This window comes from Paenibacillus sp. FSL R5-0636 (assembly GCF_037974255.1).
In the GTDB taxonomy this organism is placed as follows: domain Bacteria; phylum Bacillota; class Bacilli; order Paenibacillales; family Paenibacillaceae; genus Paenibacillus_AQ; species Paenibacillus_AQ odorifer.
Genome location: NZ_CP150232.1, coordinates 6,805,269 through 6,825,619, shown reverse-complemented (window position 1 = coordinate 6,825,619; position 20,351 = coordinate 6,805,269). Strand labels below are relative to the sequence as shown.

19 protein-coding genes are annotated in these 20,351 nt (G+C 44.6%); 13 read left to right on the top strand and 6 right to left on the bottom strand.

What is annotated here, in order from left to right:
* The first annotated feature begins 79 nt into the window (after positions 1-79).
* The 8 genes from MKX34_RS31115 (at position 80) to MKX34_RS31080 (ending at position 8,761) form a co-directional block, all read left to right on the top strand.
* Positions 80-733, top strand: a complete 654-nt coding sequence (locus MKX34_RS31115; protein ID WP_036682167.1) for an alpha/beta hydrolase-fold protein — start codon at positions 80-82, stop codon at positions 731-733.
* On the top strand, positions 730-1,500 hold the full coding sequence (locus MKX34_RS31110; protein WP_076274850.1) for a class III extradiol ring-cleavage dioxygenase: 771 nt from the start codon (positions 730-732) through the stop codon (positions 1,498-1,500). Before MKX34_RS31115 ends, MKX34_RS31110 begins: the two co-directional genes overlap by 4 nt.
* Before the next feature lie 16 nt (positions 1,501-1,516).
* Positions 1,517-2,305 carry an SDR family oxidoreductase gene (locus MKX34_RS31105; protein WP_076297009.1) on the top strand — a complete coding sequence of 263 codons (789 nt, stop codon included), beginning with the start codon at positions 1,517-1,519 and terminating at the stop codon, positions 2,303-2,305.
* Positions 2,306-2,528: 223 nt separating this feature from the next.
* Positions 2,529-2,777 carry a type B 50S ribosomal protein L31 gene (locus MKX34_RS31100; protein ID WP_036682161.1) on the top strand — a complete coding sequence of 83 codons (249 nt, stop codon included), beginning with the start codon at positions 2,529-2,531 and terminating at the stop codon, positions 2,775-2,777.
* Between the two features lie 131 nt (positions 2,778-2,908).
* Positions 2,909-3,430 (top strand): YcxB family protein, encoded by a 522-nt coding sequence (locus MKX34_RS31095; protein WP_036682157.1) that lies wholly within the window; start codon positions 2,909-2,911, stop codon positions 3,428-3,430.
* An 83-nt stretch (positions 3,431-3,513) separates the two neighbouring features.
* Positions 3,514-5,088, top strand: coding sequence for a diguanylate cyclase (locus MKX34_RS31090; protein ID WP_076297010.1), 1,575 nt, complete (start codon positions 3,514-3,516; stop codon positions 5,086-5,088).
* A gap of 33 nt (positions 5,089-5,121) precedes the next feature.
* Positions 5,122-5,829 carry a DNA alkylation repair protein gene (locus MKX34_RS31085; protein ID WP_076297077.1) on the top strand — a complete coding sequence of 236 codons (708 nt, stop codon included), beginning with the start codon at positions 5,122-5,124 and terminating at the stop codon, positions 5,827-5,829.
* Between the two features lie 214 nt (positions 5,830-6,043).
* Positions 6,044-8,761, top strand: coding sequence for a CHASE3 domain-containing protein (locus MKX34_RS31080; protein ID WP_081383979.1), 2,718 nt, complete (start codon positions 6,044-6,046; stop codon positions 8,759-8,761).
* Positions 8,762-9,296: 535 nt separating this feature from the next.
* Here MKX34_RS31080 and MKX34_RS31075 read toward each other — a convergent pair.
* On the bottom strand, positions 9,297-10,337 hold the full coding sequence (locus MKX34_RS31075) for a stalk domain-containing protein (protein WP_076297011.1): 1,041 nt from the start codon (positions 10,335-10,337) through the stop codon (positions 9,297-9,299).
* Positions 10,338-10,528: 191 nt separating this feature from the next.
* Between MKX34_RS31075 and MKX34_RS31070 the strand changes: the two genes are divergently transcribed.
* Both MKX34_RS31070 and MKX34_RS31065 read left to right on the top strand, forming a co-directional pair.
* Positions 10,529-13,096, top strand: coding sequence for a DUF2339 domain-containing protein (locus tag MKX34_RS31070; protein ID WP_076105071.1), 2,568 nt, complete (start codon positions 10,529-10,531; stop codon positions 13,094-13,096).
* Between the two features lie 34 nt (positions 13,097-13,130).
* Complete coding sequence (locus tag MKX34_RS31065) at positions 13,131-13,844, top strand: HAD family hydrolase (protein ID WP_076105070.1); 714 nt, start codon at positions 13,131-13,133, stop codon at positions 13,842-13,844.
* Positions 13,845-13,937: 93 nt separating this feature from the next.
* Here the strand turns inward: MKX34_RS31065 and gdhA are convergent, their stop codons facing one another.
* Entirely contained in the window at positions 13,938-15,323 is a 1,386-nt protein-coding gene (gene gdhA / locus MKX34_RS31060) for an NADP-specific glutamate dehydrogenase (RefSeq protein ID WP_036682144.1), read from the bottom strand.
* 239 nt (positions 15,324-15,562) lie between these two features.
* Here gdhA and MKX34_RS31055 point away from each other — a divergent pair, with 239 nt between their 5' ends.
* The 3 genes from MKX34_RS31055 (at position 15,563) to MKX34_RS31045 (ending at position 16,650) form a co-directional block, all read left to right on the top strand.
* Complete coding sequence (locus MKX34_RS31055) at positions 15,563-15,841, top strand: hypothetical protein (protein ID WP_038573758.1); 279 nt, start codon at positions 15,563-15,565, stop codon at positions 15,839-15,841.
* Positions 15,842-16,100: 259 nt separating this feature from the next.
* Positions 16,101-16,301 (top strand): cold-shock protein, encoded by a 201-nt coding sequence (locus MKX34_RS31050; protein ID WP_019914790.1) that lies wholly within the window; start codon positions 16,101-16,103, stop codon positions 16,299-16,301.
* A 118-nt stretch (positions 16,302-16,419) separates the two neighbouring features.
* Entirely contained in the window at positions 16,420-16,650 is a 231-nt protein-coding gene (locus MKX34_RS31045; RefSeq protein ID WP_036682139.1) for a cold-shock protein, read from the top strand.
* Between the two features lie 69 nt (positions 16,651-16,719).
* On the opposite strand, the gene MKX34_RS31040 is transcribed toward MKX34_RS31045, so the two are convergent.
* From MKX34_RS31040 to MKX34_RS31025, 4 genes are all read right to left on the bottom strand, one after another.
* Positions 16,720-17,181 (bottom strand): VOC family protein, encoded by a 462-nt coding sequence (locus MKX34_RS31040; protein WP_076297012.1) that lies wholly within the window; start codon positions 17,179-17,181, stop codon positions 16,720-16,722.
* A complete protein-coding gene (locus MKX34_RS31035) occupies positions 17,178-17,741 on the bottom strand; it encodes an NADPH-dependent FMN reductase (protein WP_036682135.1) in 564 nt (187 codons plus the stop codon). Before MKX34_RS31035 ends, MKX34_RS31040 begins: the two co-directional genes overlap by 4 nt.
* Positions 17,742-17,894: 153 nt before the next feature.
* Positions 17,895-18,587 (bottom strand): response regulator transcription factor, encoded by a 693-nt coding sequence (locus MKX34_RS31030; RefSeq protein WP_076297013.1) that lies wholly within the window; start codon positions 18,585-18,587, stop codon positions 17,895-17,897.
* Positions 18,588-18,603: 16 nt separating this feature from the next.
* Positions 18,604-20,277 carry a GAF domain-containing sensor histidine kinase gene (locus MKX34_RS31025; protein ID WP_076297014.1) on the bottom strand — a complete coding sequence of 558 codons (1,674 nt, stop codon included), beginning with the start codon at positions 20,275-20,277 and terminating at the stop codon, positions 18,604-18,606.
* Between the last annotated feature and the right edge of the window lie 74 nt (positions 20,278-20,351).

The window sequence follows — 20,351 nt, the reverse complement described above, 5'->3', positions numbered from 1 at the left end:
ACATACTAGCCAGAGGTTTATAATATTATCCTTACAAATATTATTTTTGTATTACAAATATTTTGAAGGAGTGTTTAGTATGAAGGCACCTTATATATATGATGTCAGTCTACCTTCCGGCTACGATGTGAATCGGGTTTATCCGGTTATCTTCACCTTGCATGGCAAAGGTTCCAATGAGAAGAATATGTTCGGACTTGTCGAGCCCTTGTCTGAAGAGTTTATTATTATCGGGATTCGGGGAAATATGATTTTAGGGGCTGGATTTCAATATTATGATCTCAAAAGTCTAGGTCATCCCATCCGTGAGCAGTTTGATCAGGCTGTATCGCAATTGCAGCAGTTTATCGAATACGCCACCGACAAATATCCTATAGATGCTAAACACCGTTATCTGCTTGGCTTCAGTCAAGGAGCCATTTTGTCCATGACACTCGCTCTTACAATGGGGAATTCGCTTCGGGGAATTGTGGCGCTGAACGGTTATGTTCCGGGGTTTGTGAAGACAGATTATGAGCTGAAGAGTGTGCAGGAGGTATCGGTATTCATCTCGCATGGTGAATATGATTCTGTATTTCCAATTTCAGTGGGGACAGAAACAGCCGCTTATTTCGAAGGTCTAACCCCATTATTAACCTTTAAAACTTATCCTTCGGATCATGGTGTATTACCGCAGAATCAGCAGGACCTGATCGCTTGGTTACTGCAGAACTTAGGGAGTGATAAACTATGATACCTTCTTACTTTATTGCCCACGGTGCTCCTTCTCTGGTACTTGATAACAATGCATATACGAAATTTCTTGGGGATCTCGCTGAGAGGAATGTCAAACCTAAAGCGATTGTTCTATTTTCTGCACATTTTGAAGAACACACACAGTCGGTTGGAGTTATGGAGACTTTCGACACCATCTATGATTTCTATGGCTTCCCAGATGAGATGTATCGAATGACTTATCCTGCCAAAGGAGACAATGAGGTTGCACAGCAAATTATGTCTCTGTTCCACAAGAATGGGATTGTCAGCAAATTAAATACAGAGCGTGGACTAGATCACGGAGCTTGGGCTATTCTTAAATTAATCTATCCGAATGCAGATATTCCTGTCGTGTCTTTGTCAGTTAATCGAGAGCTGTCCAATGAACAGCAATATTTAATGGGTAAGGCTTTATCTGAGCTGCGTGAGCAGGATATTATGATTATTGGCAGTGGTGGAACCGTCCATAATTTGCGTAGCGTGAAGTGGGGAATGGAGAACGTCGAGAAATGGGCGGAGACATTCGATGACTGGCTGCAGCACAGGGTGGAAGCTTGGGATACAGAGTCACTATTTAGCTATCAGGAGCTTGCTCCCTATGGTATTGATGCAGTGCCGACTAATGAGCACTTTATCCCTCTGATAATAGCTATGGGAGCTGGCGATAAAGGGAAAGAAGCGAAGCTGCTGCACCGAAGTTATCAGTATGGCAATTTAAGTCTTAGCTGTTGGGAGTTTAATTAAGAAGGAGGCATTAATGATGGACTTGGGACTTCGTGGGAAATCAGTTTTTGTAGCCGCAGCAAGTAAAGGGTTAGGACTCGCAACTGCGCTGGAGTACACCCGTGAGGGGGCGAAGGTAATGATCGCCAGCAGGAGTATGGAGCAGCTTGTAGACGCACAGAAAGAGATTCAGGCAGCCACAGGACAGCAGGTCAACATTGTTCAGATGGATGTGACTGTCCCAGAGGATATCGTACATGCTATTCAAACGGTTGTAGCCCAAAACGGTGGGCTTGATGTTGTAGTGACCAATGCGGGGGGGCCTCATGGCGGAGGTTTCGCTGATATGGAAGACGCGGATTGGAACCAAGGATTTGAGCTCACACTGATGAGCACCATTCGTTTGATCCGTGAATCACTGCCGCATCTGCGCTCTTCTGGGGCAGGGCGAATCGTTAATATAAGCTCGATTTCTATCAAGCAGCCTATTGAGGGACTAATTCTTTCCAATGTTTTTCGCGCTGGCGTGTATGCCTTGACCAAGAGCTTGGCTACTGAGCTGGCTGCGGATCGCATTTTAATTAATACGATCGCTCCAGGGCGTATTGCAACCGACAGGATTCTTCAACTAGACGGCAAACGTGCACAAGCCGAGGGGATCCCTATGGAGCAGATTCAAGAGGAAGCGCTGCTGCAAATCCCGTTAGGAAGATTGGGCACGCCCGAAGAATTCGGCAAGGCTGCTGTTTTTCTAGGCTCTTTTGCGAATACTTATGTTACGGGACAATCTCTTTTAGTCGATGGAGGAATGGTGAAATCGCTCTAACCTCCGGCGTTATGGGTAGGCTTTGAAAGGTTATGGAAATATTAGTAATTTCAATATTAGTTGCTTTGTGCTCTAAATAAGCGTATGATGGAGCGGTGGTCTAAATCGTAAGATTTACGAATTTTCCTACGTTTATTAGGTTATACTATATATAAACCTACAGATCATTTGGATAATTTACCATAAAGGCTCCACGAATTTATTCAGAAGGAGGACGATTAGAATGAGAGAAGGCATACATCCTAAGTACAACCAAGTGATTTTCTTGGATGCAAGCGTAGGCTTCAAATTCTTGAGTGCATCTACTAAATCATCCAATGAAACTATGGAATGGGAAGACGGCAACACTTACCCAGTGCTCCGTGTGGACGCAAGTTCCGCATCCCACCCATTTTACACTGGTAAACAAAGAGATACAGAACAAGGCGGCCGTGTTGACAAGTTCAAACAACGTCTTGCACAAAAGAAATAAGAATCCTTACGGATTGAAGAGGGACAACCCATGTAGAAGCAATCGCTTCGGGGATGTCCCTTTTTTGTGTTCAGGCATGTTAAAATGAGATGAATTTAAAAATATACATGGCGTCGAGGGAGCGATCAGTGATGGAAAATGTAATAAAAGTAGATACAGTCCTAAAGAGTGAAGACGTTCAGGAGTTTAACTTATGGTTTAGCTTGAATAGCCGGATTATACTCAACTCTTTTAGCGTAGTCGCTTACTTTATGATTTTGTTATTAATTACTAAGGATTACAGTACTCAAAGCATCTCAATCCTGGCTGTGACTGCTATAATTCTTGCCGCTGTCTTATGGTATATGACCAAGGCAAGCTTGATCAAAAAATCCAAGAAGGCGTTCAAAACAGATAGCCTAATTCAGCAACCGCAAAATTATACGATTTCAGATGAAGGCATATCTTATCTTTCCGAAGCGGGCACTGGACAAGTGAAGTGGGAAGAGATACATAAGATAGGTGAAACTACGAACTTGTTTGTGTTTTTTGTGTCCACACAGAGAGCGCTGATTATCCCTAAACGTTTCTTTGAATCGGCACAAGATAAAATAACATTTAAGGATTTAGCCAGAAAATATATGTTCTCCAATCGGGTGAAATTTAAGGCATAAGATGTGCTGTTATTGTTGATTCATTTGTACCAAGGATTAGGCTATAATGATAGGAGTGACTTGAAAAATAGGAGAAATATGGCATGCCATGGATTCAGGGATATCCGTATTACTTATTAATGGGCAGTGTTCTAAGTCTGTACATGGGCGTCAGCTCCTATCGGCACCGTAAGTTAGCAGGCAGACGCTATTTGTGGATCTTAATGCTGTTAGTCAGCCTTATATTTGTTGCAACGGCCGGAGAGATTATGTCACCCTCTTTTCAGTCTAAGCTGTGGTGGAAGAATGTGCAGCAGGCTCCGCTTTTTTTTAGTGCGCTCTTTACTTATGCTGTGGTAAAAGAATACGTATCTCCTTCCACAGGGCGCCTGCCCGTGAAGCTTGCCATCTTCTCTATCCCTATTGTTATGGATGTACTTCTTATTTTTACGGATAGCTATCATCATCTGATGCGCAGTGAAGTGGCCGTCCTGACGGTCGCGGGTGTTAGTGGAATTGCTGTAAAGCCTACGCTCCTTAGTATGGCTTTTATTGCGTATGATCAGCTTTTTGGGCTATATGCAGTCTGCTTGCTGGCAGTTTCCCTACTGAATACCCCGAGAGTTTATTTGCGGACTAATTTGCTGCTGTTGGCGGGTTTGCTAGTTCCGGTTATTTCCGTCTTTTTACTTCCCCTCTTGAAGATTACCATTACAGGTTTTACGGCGTTTACTTATTTGCCTGCGATTATAGCGGCTTATTTCGCACTTTTTGTTAGCTCCAAATTAACCATCTTCCCTCTAACCAAAAACAAAATTCTAGAGCACATGAAAGACGGCGTAGTTCTGACTGACCGTTATGATAATATCATTGGCATAAATGATGCGGCGACTGCTATTTTATACGACATTACCGGAATAGCGAACGATAACTGGATGGGAAAAAACATTGATCTTTTTATGAAGTCTCACAAAGACATTGCAGCTCATTACAGTCAGAGGACGGAGGGACAGTTTGAGGTAGTTTGTTCTGGCGCAGGGGAGCTCTGTTATGGGGTTTCTTTAATTGCTACGGAACATGCGACAACAGAGAATAAGGGTATGCTTATTGTGTTTAGTGATCATAGTGAGAAGAAGCGGTATGAGCGTGAGCTGGTCTATCAGGCAACGGTTGACGATCTGACAGGGCTTTATAATCGCAGGCATTTCATGCAAAGGGTCCAGAATCAAACGATCCCAGATGGATTAGGATTGGCTCTGCTGTTATTTGACATCGATGATTTTAAATTAATTAATGATACTTATGGTCATTTAGCGGGCGATCAGGCGTTAGTTGATTTCTCGAATAAAATACTTCAGGTATACCAGAATAAAGGTATTGCTGGAAGAGTAGGTGGCGAGGAATTTGCCGTATGCTTTTTCGCTGAAGATAAATGTGCAGCCTTAAAAGAAGCAGAGAATTTTCGTACAATGATGAGTGATTACACGATAATCTTGAATGAACAGGATAGCATTCATCTTACCGCAAGTATCGGAATCTCTTTTACGGAGCGTAGAGAGGTGAGTTTCGAAGATTTATATCGGGAAGCGGATGAAGCGTTATATCACTCTAAGAATACAGGGAAGAACAGAGTTACGTTAGGTCGTGAACCGATCATAAGAGAAACAGTAAAGGGATAAGAACATCGAAGATAAGGGAGTGGCCTAATGAATCTGACTGTTGATGAAGTGATGAGCAAGCTTGAGGAGATGGGTACAGAGCAGACGAAACGTACCTTCTTACGACATGGCGCAGTGGAACCTTTATTTGGAGTAAAGGTAGGGGATATGAAGAAGCTGGTTAAGGATGTGAAAAAAGATCAGAGTCTGGCAAGGGCTTTGTATCAGACAGGCAATTACGATGCAATGTATTTGGCTGGGCTAACCGTCAATCCCAAGACTATGACGAAGCAAGAGCTTCAAAGCTGGGCTTCGGCGGCCAGTTGGCATGCGGTAGTGGAATATATAGTATCCCCTCTCGCCGCAGAGAGTCCATATGGATTGGAACTTGCGAGAGAGTGGACTCGTTCCTCGGATGAACTAATAGCCGTTTGCGGCTGGAGCACTTATGCAAATTACATTTCAATTACACCGGATGATAAGCTGGACATCGCTGAGATTAGGGAGTTGTTACAACAAGTAGGCGCTACTATTCATCAGGAGCGGAATCGTGTTCGTTATACGATGAATACTTTTGTAATTATGGTGGGCAGCAGTATCACAGAACTGCATGAGGAGGCAGCAAAGATCGCAGCAGGTATAGGTAAGGTCCAGGTGAACATGGGACAAACCGCTTGTAAAGTTCCCATGGCTGTTGATTATATTGCTAAGGTTGAACAGGCTGGGAAGCTAGGTGTGAAGAAGAAAACTTGTATTTGCTGAGTTAGATATTTAGGTAACCCTTCAAGGAGAAAGGCACTTGTGGGGTTTTTTTTTATTCCGGGAAAAACAAGTGTTTCAACCCTGCGGAAATTGTTTAAATTAGCAGCAGTCAAAATTTACATAGAAGAATTAATGAAGCCTTATTCAAGTAATCTTTTGCAATGATGTAGAATAGAAAGGGGTTTATAGTTAGAAGACAGGACGGAGGCTAGTTGTGAACAAACGTCGATTCACTTTGCAGTATAAAATACTGTCAATTACAGTTTTAATCGTGATCTGTCTATTAGGATTTGTTTTTGTCATGCATGGAAGAATCAATGCTCTACAGCGGGAAACCAGCTTCATCTCTCATCAGGATCGAGAGATTACTAATTTGGCTAATCTAATTGAGAAGAATATTTTAGATATGGAAACCGGACAACGTGGATATGTCATCACCGGCGATAACAAGTATCTGGAGCCCTACAATTTGGGTAAGGCTGAATGGGAAGCTAATTATGATAAGCTTTACGTGCTGACTGCTAATGATTCTTTACAGTTACAGCGTCTGTTGGGTATTGAAAGTAAAATTAAGCAATGGATCGAACAGTCGGGAAATTATGTGATCCAGTTGAAAAAAGAGGGACAGGACGCTGAGCTCCTAAGATACTTCAATTCCGACGACGGCAAAGATCAAATGGACCGGATTCGTAATCAGATCAGCACTTACCGCGAGACGATGAAAGAGAACACCAACAGTCTGATTGCTAGACAAGCAGACAAGAATAAATTATTGCTAGAGCTTCTTTATATTGCTTGGGCAATTATAGCGGTTACCGCGATGGTCGCTTCGTGGATCAATTCACGCGCCATCGTTAGTACGGTTCGTAAAGTTACCCATACGATTGCAGAATTGGAATCTGACGAAGATATGAAGACAAGGATAGAGATCACCACGAATGATGAGATCAGGGATCTGAGCGTAGCTACGAATCATCTGATAGACACGCAACAAGAGCGGATATGGATTCAGGCTAACGCAAACGAATTGTTGGCGAGGTATCAGGGCATCACACATATCTCGCAACTGGGCGACATTTTTCTTGGCAAAACCGCAGAAGTCCTCGATTACCCATATGGTTCCTTATATGTTCGAACACAGGACCATGATCGAGATTTCTTTAAGAGAGTCTCTACTTTTGGCGGAAGCAGTAACATTCCAGATCAGCGGGCATTCCAGATCGGAGAAGGTCTAGTTGGACAATGTGCTAAAGAGGCGCGCTTGATGCAAATACAGGATCTGCCGGAGGATTATATTAGCATACAATCTGGGTTGGGTATTTCTGCGCCGAAGGCGCTTCTACTAATGCCGATTTCTTTTTCGGGTGAGGTAGTTGCTGTGGTGGAAATCGCCGCCTTTGCTCCACTTACGCAATTGCAGGTTAAGTTCCTAGGGTCTATTTCGAATGCCTTTGGCTCCGCAATTAACAGTACGATTAGCATTATGAAGATTGACCAACTTCTGGCACAATCTCAGCGTCTAAACGAAGAGCTACAGGTATATACCGAGGAACTACAGACTCAGTCTGAGGAGCTGCAAATCCAGACGGAGTCACTGCATGCAACGAATAGAAAGCTGGAGGATAAGAAACTGCTGGCGGAACAAAAGTCACTAGAGGCGGAAAGAGCTCAAACGGAACTCAGTGAATACACAGAGTTATTGCAGCAAAGCTCACAATATAAATCAGAGTTTCTGGCTAACATGTCTCACGAACTGCGAACTCCGCTTAACGGCATTCTGCTGCTCTCCGAATTTCTTATGGAGAATCAGTCGGGAGCTTTAAGCGAAGAGGATATTGAATTCTCAAAAGCCATTCATTCTTCGGGACAAGATCTGCTGGCGCTGATTAATGACATTCTGGATTTGTCCAAGGTTGAGGCAGGAAAGCTGAATATTGAAATTGAAGCGATAAATATATCGGAGATTCCGGAGGCAATGATCCAGAACTTCAGTCAGCTTTCCCGTAAAAAAGAGATTCCTTTGCAAATACAGCTGGGAGAGAACTTACCCCCGCTGTTTTATTCGGATGCTCAAAGAGTGCGGCAAATTATTATAAATTTGCTGTCCAATGCGTTTAAGTTTACAGCGGAAGGCGCAGTCACTCTGGAAATCCGTTCAGCAACTAAGGACGAGCTGCTGGATTTGGCAGATTCGTATACAGGGGAATTTATTGCCTTCGCCATCAAGGATACTGGAATTGGGATTTCAAAAGAAAAGCAGTCGATTATCTTCGAGGCTTTTCAACAGGCAAATGGAAATACAGAACGTCAATATGGTGGAACAGGGCTTGGGTTATCCATATCTAGAGAGCTGGCAACCCTGCTCGGTGGTAGAATTATAGTGGAGAGTCAAGAAGGAGTGGGTAGCGTCTTTACAGTGTATTTGCCCTTGAAGCTTGAGGCCCCAAGCCTTGAGGAAGTGGCTGATCAAGCGACTGTTATTCAAGAGATTGGGAATGGAGTGGTACTTGCCGCTACAACGGCTGAGGATACACGTAATGACTTCACTTCTCTGAATCAAAAGCATGTACTTATCGTGGATGATGATGAACGGAATTTGTTTGCTTTATCAAATACCCTAAGAAAGCGCGGGCTGCATGTAACTACAGCTACTAACGGAGAGAGCGGCCTGTTTGAACTGGAGCAAGCGGCTTCTATAGACATCGTTCTTATGGATATTATGATGCCAGTGATGAACGGATATGAGGCAATCAATCGGATCAGACAAATGCCCGCAAAGAAGGATATTCCCATCATTGCACTGACTGCAAAAGCGATGAAGGAAGATAAGGCTAAAATCCTTCAGGCAGGGGCAACAGATTATCTTAGCAAGCCGATTAACCTGGAACGTTTATTAGCGTTGATGCAATTGATTCTAGCTAGCGATTCATGAAATAGATAATGGACGGAAACAATCATGGGGTGTCCTAGTAGTCATGACAATGGCTGCTGGGGCACCCCTGTTTTGTTGACGTTGAACTAGACCTCTAACTTCGGATAATTCAAACGAAGTTGCACGAACGAAGTAACTATAATCTGCTATCGGACACAGCTGACCGTTAACGCAGCTTTTTACCACATTTGTAATTCTAACGGACCCCACTGACGCTATTGGTATAAAAAACATCGAATATGCCCTCTTTTTAATGAATAGTGGTGCTGGAGTCCGAAACGCTGCTCTGAAGGCGGAAAAATCGCAAATAACGTCAGCTGGGCCGTAAGGCTCGCGATTATGATCATCCAAAACTTTGCAGCAAGGCGAGCAAAAGTGCACCTAGACGTTCAGCCGGCTTTCGTTTGCCTCAAATGCTCTGAAGTGAGTCACCCACCCTATTGCCCAAAACGCAAAACAGCGATCCTCCGATAACGGAAGGATCGCTGTTTTAATGTCTCTTTGGAATCTTTTTAATAAGATTTCAGTCTCTCACTTATTGTTGCGCAGAATCTACTACAACTTTGACAGCTGTGCCGATTGGTGGCAGGCTTCTGGTCAGCACTGGGCTGTAGAATCCGATAACTTTTGTACCTTTAACAAGCTCGCTGCTTTTAACAGCTTCGCCGTCTTTATTAATGAGTACTGTGTCTTCGTTAATGCGCAGTACTACTTCTTTTTGTGACAATTCGCTCAGGCCACTGCCTTTAACAGTGATACTGATATTTCCTTCATCGTCTTTTTGAACTTCTTCAATAGTGCCAGCAGTACCTAGAAGATCATCTTGTTTCTGCTTATCCAGAACGGTGATTTTGTAAGTTGGTGTTTGTGGCGGAAGACTCATAGTCATGACCATGGAGTGTTCTGCTTTTGCAGTCATACCGATATGGAGATCTTTGAGTGCAATTTTAGTACCGTCTGCCATCTCAATAGCCGTATCTTCCCCTACATTTAATACGATTCCATCCGTACCTACACCTTGGATTTGAACGGATTGGTATTTACCACCATCATAGACAGCTGTAATCACACCAGTCTTAGTCATGTGCTGCTCGGCGGCATTTGTGTTGATCACAATGGAATCTCCCTTCACAGTCATGTTTTGATGAATTACTTCGCTTAAAAAGGAAGCTGGGACATACAAAGTGGAGTCAACCAATTGTGGTGCAGTTCCAAGTGTTGTATACATTTTGTTGATACTATAACGATCTTCTCCAGCTTTCACTGTAGTGAATACAGCACCATTGATAAGTTCAACGGATTTATTCTGTGCATTCCAGGTTAATTCAAATCCAAGGGCTTCAGTAATCGAACGTAGTGGCACCATCGGTTCTTTGCCGCTTGTGCTTTGGAAGCCTGTTTCTTTAATAGTCGATCCGTTGATTTCAATCGCAAACGTCTTTTGATTAACGCTAGCGGAGGTTTGTGTAGCCTCATTTTTAGCAGAAGTTGTGGTGGGTGCAGCATAAGCTGCTCCTGTAGAAAGTGCTAGTGACAAAGTTAAAAGAACTGTACTTGTTTTTAAAATGTTGTTCATGGTTGTGAGCTCCTTTTAAAATCTTTTGTTAGTGTTGTTATTATTCTGACGGGACACGCCTCCAAAATGTTGCAGTTTTTTTGCATCCCGATCGTAATCTTCATTCACTGCAAATATAAAAAAAGCATAAGACCCCACAGCTATATGTAGTAATATGTAAGTATTAACAATCGCTCACATAAGGAGGCGCTATGGAGTCATTCAAAGATCGACTGAGATTCATGAAGGTACAGCAGGACGGGCTTATTAAGGAATATGAGGCTCTGATTGCGGAATATGAAAGTCACGATCTGGTCAACGAGAATGAATACTTGAAGAAGCAATATGAGAAGCATAAGCTTGCTTTGGTCGAGCTAAAGACTCAGGTAGGTAAGCTTCAAGAAGAGAATACTGAGCTAAGAGTTGCGCTAACGGAACAGATTTTAGATGAAAAGCTGGGCATTCTTAAAGTGTCGAGGCAGAAGCTGCAGACTTATTTTGCCTCTAGAAGCCATGCTCATACAGATCGTCTGACGGCTTTTGAAGTGGAGACGAAACGTCATATTCAGCAGCTGTACCATACAGCCTCCAGGCAGCTGGGTGAGGAACAAGCAGAGATATCCAGTCGACTTGGGGCGTTGGCGGCAGAATTAAATGAGCGTGTGCTGGCACAGCGGCAGAGAATGAGGGAAGCGGAACTTCGCCTCAACTCGGGCATGGATAATGGATTACATGATTTTGCCTCGGAAGAGATCAGTGAAGAGGTGCTGAAGCGCCGAAGAAAACAAAATCAGATCGAAATGAAGATTGGACTAAGCTGGATTAACAAGCTGGGTATTCTGCTGTTGATTTTGGCGGTGGGGGCAGGCTTCCGGTATACCTATTCCAACTGGTTCACAGGTTATATGAAGGGAAGCGCCTTTTTTCTACTGGGATTATTGATGCTGGGAGGCGGGGAGTGGTTATACCGCAAAGGAAAAGGCACCTTCGCTTTAGGGCTGCTTGGCGGCGGGATTTCGGTGCTGTATGGCTCTATTTTTTATAGCTATTTTCTGCTTGATATTATTAGTATATATGTAGGGTTATCCTTGTCTGTACTCGTTACTTTAACTGCGGTACTCCTGTCTTTAAGGTATGAATCACGGAGTATTTGTGCACTGGGCTTAATCGGAGGATATCTGCCCTTATACTCTTATCTGGGGGCGTTTGGCCTTTCGGGCAACGCAGTTTATGTAGCTATGGGTTACTTGTTTCTATTGAATTTATTCATCTTATTGATTTCTTTCCGCAAACGCTGGAACGTTGTCAATTATATCAGCTACTTATTTAATACACCCTCCATGCTCATATTAATAGCTTTGTCGGATAGCAACGGAATTAATATGTGTTATGCTGTTTTGACTTTTGCGATGTATCTGGGAATTACCTTGTGGTACCCGTTCAAATATCGTTCCAAGCTGTCCTGGTGGGATTTCTCTCTCTTAGGATGTAATACGTTTATTAGCTGTCTCACCTTGTATATTTTATTTATGGATGCAGGACTGAAGGATTACAATGGTGCACTGGCGTTGCTTTTCTGCCTGCTGTATCTCGGTCTGGGTCGAGGGCTTGAGAAGCTGATGCCACAGGAAAAAGAAAGCATGCTGCTGTTCTACGCCACTTCACTGACCTTCGGCATATTGATGATTCCATTTCAATTTGGAGCGGCTTGGTGGTCCATCGGTTGGCTGATTGAGGGCGTCGTTCTTACGTTGTATGGCAATCTGAACCGCTTTAAGGGGATGGAAAGGGCAGGCTGGGGCATTATGATGCTCTGCCTTGTAGTATTCTTCTGTCTAAATGTACCGACGCAGTGGGTCGCAGACTATCAATGGACGAATTTTAGAGATGTCTACTTCCCGCTAAAATATGTCTTTATCACAGCAGGCATGCTGATTGTCGCGGTGTTGTATGCAGTTCAGCATAACCGCAAGGATGCTCTTCAGCGCAGCGAACCTTATGAAATCACCTTAGCGTTGTGGTTTAAATATGCGGCGTTATTAAATTTCTGGATTTACGGCTTGTATGAATCGAGAAGATTGTATCATCTGGTTGTACCGGAGGACTTTGCGCATAGAACCTTCTATAATTTACTGCTGTCCGCTGTATGGACCTTGGTTCTGGCGTACGTGCTGCCAAAGGTGAAGGTGCTGTATGACACGATTGTTAAATATTTTGTGAGATTTCTGTTTGGGGTTGGCTACGTCATTTGTATAGTAATTACAGTAGGCCTGCCAAGTCTGCAAAATAATCTCGCGCAAAATACAGCAGCTGATTATATCGCACTAGCCGTACTGATTATCTTTAATATCTTTGTTTGGTTTAGCGGACGTGATCTGCTGATTGCAGCGCTGAATCGCCAGTTTAAGAGTATGGAGATCTATCCTGTTTTCATGGCGATTTATCTACTCGGCATTATCACCGCTTTCCTAGGAGTGCAATTGCAATTGAGTGATGCAGGGTTAATTTTTAGTCTCATTTATCTACTATTAGCCGTTCTGTTTATCATGTATGGCTTCCGCAAAAGGTATGTGTACATCCGGCGCTTCGGCCTTGGATTAACACTGCTGGCTACGGGCAAGCTGCTGCTCTATGATTTGGGTCTGCTGAACACTGGCAGCAAAATCATAGCTTATGCCAGCTTTGGCATCTGCTTGCTCGGTATCTCTTATCTCTATCAAAAGGTGTCAAACCGGATGGAGGAGGGCCAGACAACCGCCGATAATGGTACTAAAGGATAAAACACAGAGAGAATAATAGGAAGGAAGACGGTGGATGTACGAGACTTATATTTTCGACCTGTATGGCACATTAATCGATATTCAGACAGATGAGGAGAAGCCGGAGGTATGGGATCGATTATCGCTCCATTTCGGATATCAGGGGATGTCCATAACAGGAAAAGAGCTACAGGCACAATTTCTGCGGGAGAGGGATTTACAGCTCACCAAAGCCGCGCGGAATTGTCAGTATCCAGATTTCGTAATGGAGGATGTGTTTCGTTCTGTGGCCCGTCAATTGGGTGGAGAACCGGATCAAGCGTGGTTACATGAAACGGTTAGATGGCTGCGGACATTATCGATGATCCATATCTCACTTTATGAGGGTGTGCTTGAAATTCTGCATACGTTAAGAGAACGTGGCAAAAAGGTGTTCTTGCTCTCCAACGGCCAGAAAACCTTTATAGAAGCAGAATTAACGATGCTGAATATTCTTCCTTTATTCGATGGCATTGCCATTTCCTCCGAAGCAGGAGTGAGTAAGCCGGATCCGCTATTTTTTCGTTATTTAGTTGAGCATTATGGAGCGGATCTGCGTTCGGCCATTATGATCGGGAATGATCCCCGTACGGATATTGCAGGGGCACTAACGATAGGAATAGATTCCTGTTACATTCGTACGGCTTCTTCACCCCCCAATACGACTGCGGAGAGTACTCAATCGATATGGGACGGGGATTTGCGGAAGATCCCCGGATGGAACGCTTAGACATACAAAAAGTCCCCGTAACCGGATTCTTACTGACCGGTTACGGGGACTTTTGTATGTCGGGCGTTCGTGTCTAGAGCGCCGGTAATTTATTTAGATTACACCTTCAGCCAGCATAGCGTCGGCCACTTTTTTGAATCCAGCGATGTTCGCTCCTGCAACAAGGTTGCCGGACTGTCCATATTGCTCGGATGCATTTACAGATTGTTCGTAGATGGAAACCATGATTTCATGCAGCTTCGTATCTACTTCTTCAAAGCTCCAGGACAACCGCATGCTGTTTTGTGCCATTTCAAGCGCAGATACAGCTACGCCGCCAGCATTAGCAGCTTTGGCAGGTGCGAATAGCACGCCAGCTTGTTGGAACTGATGAATAGCTTCAAGGGTGGATGGCATATTGGCACCTTCGCCTACTGCTTTTACACCATTCTCAATCAGTTTCAATGCCATGGCTTCATCAATCTCATTCTGAGTAGCACTCGGAAGGGCGATATCACAAGGAATGGTCCAAATTTGCGTGGAATCTTCAGTATACACAGCGTTAGGATGTTCATTCACATATTCACTAATCCGTTTTCTTTCGACTTCTTTTAGGCGGCGGACAGTTTCGAGGTTAATCCCATTTTCGTCATAGATATATCCGGCCGAATCACTACAAGCTACGACTTTAGCGCCTAGCTGTACAGCTTTTTCGATCGCATAGATCGCTACATTACCAGAACCGGAAACAACAACGCGGCTTCCTTCAAAAGAAAGGCCTTTTGCCTTCAGCATCTCGTTTACGAAATAAACCGTACCGTAACCAGTAGCCTCTGTCCGAGCCTGACTTCCGCCGTAACCAATACCTTTACCAGTCAATACGCCAGCCGGATATCCTCCGCGGATCCGCTTGTATTGTCCGTACATGTAGCCGATCTCACGACCACCTACACCGATATCTCCTGCAGGAACGTCTTGGTCAGGACCGATGTAATTTTGCAATTCAGTCATGAAGCTTTGTGCAAAACGCATGATTTCGCCTTCGGATTTACCTTTAGGATCAAAGTCGGATCCGCCTTTACCTCCGCCGATGTGTTGGCCGGTAAGAGCATTTTTGAAGATTTGCTCGAAACCAAGGAATTTGATAATACTAGCATTAACGGATGGGTGAAAACGAAGTCCACCTTTGTAAGGTCCAATTGCACTGCTGAACTGTACACGATATCCACGGTTAACTCTGACCTTACCTTGATCGTCTGTCCAAGGAACACGGAACATAATCAAACGTTCTGGCTCAACCAATCTTTCCAGAATGGCATTTTCCTGATACTTAGGTTCAGCAGCGAGGATTGGAAGCAAAGATTCAAGGATTTCCTTTACGGCCTGATGAAATTCGGGCTCAAAAGGATTACGCGCAACAACCTGTGCGTATACGTCTTCGATATAACGATGTGCCTTGTTGCTGTTTGTGTCTAATTGCTGGGTAGATACAGAGCTCATGAATTCAACCGCCTTTTCTAGTATTCATTTGGTCCAACACTTTTTTTATATTTTGGCACAAGTCAATGTTCCTCACAACTGTTTTTATTAAATAACTTACTTCAAGTGGAACGTTATAGACGCTGGGATGATAAGAAAAGTGTGAATAAACCGCGGTATACTTCGCGTAATGACGCGTTAAAGCGCGAAATATGCTACAATGATTGTGTAATAATTGTAAGGAGATGAAATTTAAAAAAATGAGTGACAAAGTAAATGAGCAGGAGCTAGTAAATGTATTATCTGCCAAAACCAAAGTGGATCCGCAAATTATCCGCTTAGTATTGAAGCATGAACAGACCTTTATCAATAAGGCCAAGGCGAACGCCAAGGGTGAGGTAGACATCGACAGCGATGATCTGGTCGACTATGTCACTGCCCAACGTGATGTGAAGCTGGATGAAATCACAGTAGAGACTATTCTTGATGCAGAAATGGATTACCTGATGGATAAAGGATTGGCAGGTTATATCGACTAACATGGGTATTCGTCCGGCTCGGCTGCTGCTGTTTACAGGCAATAAGAGCCGGAGTGAAAATTAAATAGGCATACGCATTGCTTTTAGTGATTTAGTGTGGTACAATGAAATCAATCATAAATTTAACCCTTAATTCACATATTGTAAAAGGTTATCATTTGTGCGTATGAGTCCTTTTCCAATGTGTGAATTTTTATTTGTTCGTACACTACGTAGGAATAAAAGGACATGTGTTAAATAAAATATTGGAGGTAATATCATGCAAACAGGTACAGTGAAATGGTTTAACGCAGACAAAGGATTCGGTTTTATCGAGGTTGAAGGTGGAAGCGACGTATTCGTACACTTCTCCGCAATCACAGGCGACGGATTTAAATCTTTGGACGAAGGCCAACGCGTTGAGTTCAACGTAACTCAAGGCGCTCGTGGACCACAAGCCGAAAACGTTGTAAAACTGTAGTTTAAAAATCAGGCTGCCCTTAACACAAGTTGAGGGCAGCTTTTTTTATTTTCATAGTATGAATCTGCCCCTAATAGGGTAGCGATATCGTCTCGATTCGATCCAAGGAGGGGTACTTATGTATTTTCGTAAAAAAGCACTGGAGGAACTTCCGCAAGAAGACACAGCAATTTGGTCCTGTACCAAGGAAGGTTGCACAGGTTGGATGCGCGATAATTTCGCCTTTCAATATGTACCTACCTGCTGGCAATGCAACTCTCCCATGACTAGAAGTATGAAGATACTGCCAACGCTTGTGAATACGAATGCAGACATGAAGGCCATGAAGAAGGGCATTTCGATTAAGTAATCGAAGAAGCTAATATACTCAAACAGCTGGACCCTTGGACGGGAGCAGCTGTTTTTTTGTTTGAGTATTTTATTTACTGTGCAGTAATTTCTCCCATTCCGTTAAGGTTATGTTCTCTGAAATAGGCTTCAGATGTTCAGGGACCTCTACGTGGCACATAAATTCCAAGCTGTTGCCGTCAGGGTCGTTGAAGTAGACAGAAGCATTTCCTTGATAAGCCCGGATAAAAGGCTCAACAGAAGTCCGGTTGCGGAACGGAACAGCCTCTACCCCAATCGATTCCAGCCATTGCAGTGATTGCTTCAAGTCCTCGTAAGTGACACGGAAGGCAATATGCCGCAAGGACGGGTGGTATGGGGTTTGAACCTCCTGGCCTTCCCAAAGACCAATCCAGCTCCGGCCTTCCTCGATCCAGAAGAATACAGTTTCTTCATCCCGCCAAGCCATTTTCAGATCTAATTTCTCATAAAATTCGATGGATACCTCAAGATTGCTTACTGGTAAATGTGCTTCATATAGCCCTTTGATCATTGGATAGCACCTGCCGATCTGTCGATTTTGCGGGCTAAATTCAGGAATGCTTCTAATACTAGGTGGATGCGATCTTCGATTTCTTGCCCACCCTCGTATCCGTCATACCCGACCTCGAACCGCTTGCGTTGCAGTCCGCCGATGGAGATCCAGTCTGGTGTATTAATGCCGTGCAGGTTACGTACGATGGCTTGCAATTGAAGTAATGAGCTTATCCCTACCGCTCCCCCGGCTGAACTGGCGGATAACACAACTTTACCGTTGAAATGCGCCTGGCCTAGATGATCAATCGCATTTTTTAATACGCCACTTACCGAGCCGTGATATTCCGGAGTAACCAAGATTACTGCATCCGCTGCTAACATCTCTTGTTTAAGCTCGTTTAAATGTTCATGCTCTGTGTAAATCTCGTCTGGTGAATAAAAGGGAAGTGGGCGTTTGTAGAGGTCAAACACGGTAACCTTTTCCCCATGCTGACTAATGAAATGGGCAGCATGTTCTGCCAGCTTCGTGCTGGTTGCTTCTTTTCGATTACTGCCTGTCAGGATCATCACTTTCATCTGTATCCACTCCTATGTGAGGTCAATTGCTATAAACCAATGATAGTTGAATCGGCCTCTGTTAACATCAGCACATGGAATGAACATACATAATAAAAACGCTCAGCCATTGTGCTGAGCGTCTAAGACTAAAGTTGTAGAGGAGTTTTGATTCTAGGCGTTATAGCCGCCTTTCAATGCGAAAATGGCAGCCTGAGTCCGATCCGCTAAGTTTAGCTTTCCGAGAACGTGGCTGACATGGGTCTTAACGGTTTTTTCGGTGATGACCAGCTTGCTGGCAATCTCTTTGTTACTCATACCGAGCGCAATCAGGTCTAATACTTCTTGCTCGCGTGGAGTAAGAAGCTCTAATCCGGTGATCGCAGCAGGTGTTGCGTTTGGGTCGTTCGGATCGGAAGCATTAAGTTCCAATTGCTCTAGTGTAGAGGTCGCCATTAGATTCATCAGTTGGCTGGCAGCCTCGGAATGTAGCTCCACTTGCCCGTTATGTACCTTGCGGATCGCAACTACCAGCGCTTCTGGTTCTATATCTTTAAGCAAATAGCCTTTGATTCCTACGCGGATAGCCGGGAGTACATGATCCTGATCCGAAAAGGAGGTCAATACAATGACCTTGACCTGCGGGTGGAAGATCCTCAGTGCTTGAGCGGTCTCAATGCCGTCCATAATGGGCATATGCAAATCCATTAATATGACATCCGGGTTCAATTCGGCTGTTCTTTCCAGTGCCTCGCGGCCGTTGGAGGCCTCCCCAATAACCTTGATATCGGGTTGTGTGGAGAGAAATACTTGCAGCCCACGGCGTACCATTGCATGGTCGTCTACTAATAATAAGTTTATCGTCATTTATGATCACCCGACTTCATGTAGATTGGATGGGCAGAGGTATGATTGCCTCAACCGTTGTGCCTTGATTTTCCACACTGTGGATATGAATACGACCGGAGAGAGCTTCTGCTCTTTCCTTCATAATATGCAGACCAAGAGATTCATTAGTGTCTGTGTTAGAACGCCGTTTGGCCCCGCCTTTACCTTGGTCGGCAACGCTCATTACCACCTCGGCTGCATTCAGATGCAGAGATACCTCCGCTTTAGAGGTTCCAGAATGCTTTCGTACATTATTGAGCGCTTCTTGGCCAATGCGCCACAGCCCTTCCTCCACGTTGCGGGGAAGTTCGTGAACACCGCTCCGTTGCGTCTGTATCAGCAGCCCTAGCTGCTGGCCATGAGCCTGCAGCGCAGTCAATAAACCGGCTTCCAGTCCGGCAGGCCGAAGCTGCATAATTAATGCACGCATTTCTTTGAGTGCTGACTGGGATAAAGCTTGAATATCGCGGACAGCTTCAGTAGCAGGATGGGAGATATGCTCCTGCTTCAGCATGCTTTCCACGCCTTTGGCGGTCATTGAGAGGGAGAAGAGGATCTGGTTCACGGAGTCGTGCAGGTCACGGGCCAGACGATTCCGCTCGTCAAGACGCGCAATTTCGCGGCGTTTCTCTCCAAGCTGAGCACTTTCCAATGTAGCGGAAATATGTTCAGCGACAGCCTCAAGCACCTCTCCATCCGCAGTTGCGGAGGCTAGTGCTTTAGGTGAGGTGATCAGTAGAATTCCTGCACCTTGTGCGGCAATCTGCCGAAAGGGCACAGCGAGCATCACAACACGCTCCGCAACAGGTTGTTCAGAACAGCAGGACTTCGTAATTTCCTGCTCTTCATCAGGGGTTAATGTCGCAAAGCGTTGTCCTTTTGCGATATCTCCTAGACGTACTTTAAAAGAATCCGAGAGCTGGAAGGGAGCTGTTTCCGGCGTTATATTAGCCGCATAGGCAGCATGGACTTCGAATTGTCCCTCATGCTGCCCGATAATCGCTGCAAAGGGCCAATCGAAATAGTCGCCAATCAGGGCGGCGCTTTTCTCGATTAGAATACTGGGCGAGATACATTGGTTGGCGGTTAGATTTAAAGCTGCGCTGAATTCGCCTAATTTGGCGTACAGATTCGCGCGGCGCTGCTCGGTGCTATATAACTGCATCCGTTCAATAGCACTGCCAATTTGCAAAGCCACGGATTGCAGCAGAGCCAGCTCGCTGTCGGCGTAATGTGCTTTGCCTGGTGCGGCCACATTCATAAGTCCCAAGTAACGCTCACCTGAATGCAGCGGGACGGTAGCGTGGTGGGTGATCCCCAGCGTGTCGCCCCAGTTATACTGCCTGGCGTTACTGAGCCGCTTGCAGCTTAGAATGTTGACGGCATGCTCGAGCCGATCATCCCATAGGCGGCTTAGGCACCAGCAGCTTCCGCACTGCATTGGTTGTTTATTGTCGCGTTGTAGTGCAGGTGGCAGACCTCGATCAGCGGCACACTCATATTCCATGTATTCTTCGCTCAGGAAGATCCAGCCTGCAGTGTTTCCGGTTAACTCAAGTAGCTTGCCCATGACTGTATCGAGCATGGGTCTCAGCTCATTGGAACTGTTCAAAGTCTCCGCAATCGTTTTGAGCGTCAGTAACTCATGAATTCCGGTTTCCTCCGGCATGAAGCTCTCTCCTTTAGCTTTGTTAATTATGTTCTATCTATTGTAACGTAGAATGGTTCATTCATTCTCAAATT

Excerpts from the sequence above, each read along its gene's own strand:
- MKX34_RS31115 (WP_036682167.1), top strand. The coding sequence starts at position 80 with ATGAAGGCACCTTATATATATGATGTCAGTCTACCTTCCGGCTACGAT.
- MKX34_RS31110 (WP_076274850.1), top strand. The coding sequence starts at position 730 with ATGATACCTTCTTACTTTATTGCCCACGGTGCTCCTTCTCTGGTACTT.
- MKX34_RS31105 (WP_076297009.1), top strand. The coding sequence starts at position 1,517 with ATGGACTTGGGACTTCGTGGGAAATCAGTTTTTGTAGCCGCAGCAAGT.
- MKX34_RS31100 (WP_036682161.1), top strand. The coding sequence starts at position 2,529 with ATGAGAGAAGGCATACATCCTAAGTACAACCAAGTGATTTTCTTGGAT.
- MKX34_RS31095 (WP_036682157.1), top strand. The coding sequence starts at position 2,909 with ATGGAAAATGTAATAAAAGTAGATACAGTCCTAAAGAGTGAAGACGTT.
- MKX34_RS31090 (WP_076297010.1), top strand. The coding sequence starts at position 3,514 with ATGCCATGGATTCAGGGATATCCGTATTACTTATTAATGGGCAGTGTT.
- MKX34_RS31075 (WP_076297011.1), bottom strand. The coding sequence starts at position 10,337 with ATGAACAACATTTTAAAAACAAGTACAGTTCTTTTAACTTTGTCACTA.
- MKX34_RS31070 (WP_076105071.1), top strand. The coding sequence starts at position 10,529 with ATGGAGTCATTCAAAGATCGACTGAGATTCATGAAGGTACAGCAGGAC.
- MKX34_RS31065 (WP_076105070.1), top strand. The coding sequence starts at position 13,131 with ATGTACGAGACTTATATTTTCGACCTGTATGGCACATTAATCGATATT.
- gdhA (WP_036682144.1), bottom strand. The coding sequence starts at position 15,323 with ATGAGCTCTGTATCTACCCAGCAATTAGACACAAACAGCAACAAGGCA.
- MKX34_RS31055 (WP_038573758.1), top strand. The coding sequence starts at position 15,563 with ATGAGTGACAAAGTAAATGAGCAGGAGCTAGTAAATGTATTATCTGCC.
- MKX34_RS31050 (WP_019914790.1), top strand. The coding sequence starts at position 16,101 with ATGCAAACAGGTACAGTGAAATGGTTTAACGCAGACAAAGGATTCGGT.
- MKX34_RS31045 (WP_036682139.1), top strand. The coding sequence starts at position 16,420 with ATGTATTTTCGTAAAAAAGCACTGGAGGAACTTCCGCAAGAAGACACA.
- MKX34_RS31040 (WP_076297012.1), bottom strand. The coding sequence starts at position 17,181 with ATGATCAAAGGGCTATATGAAGCACATTTACCAGTAAGCAATCTTGAG.
- MKX34_RS31035 (WP_036682135.1), bottom strand. The coding sequence starts at position 17,741 with ATGAAAGTGATGATCCTGACAGGCAGTAATCGAAAAGAAGCAACCAGC.
- MKX34_RS31030 (WP_076297013.1), bottom strand. The coding sequence starts at position 18,587 with ATGACGATAAACTTATTATTAGTAGACGACCATGCAATGGTACGCCGT.
- MKX34_RS31025 (WP_076297014.1), bottom strand. The coding sequence starts at position 20,277 with ATGCCGGAGGAAACCGGAATTCATGAGTTACTGACGCTCAAAACGATT.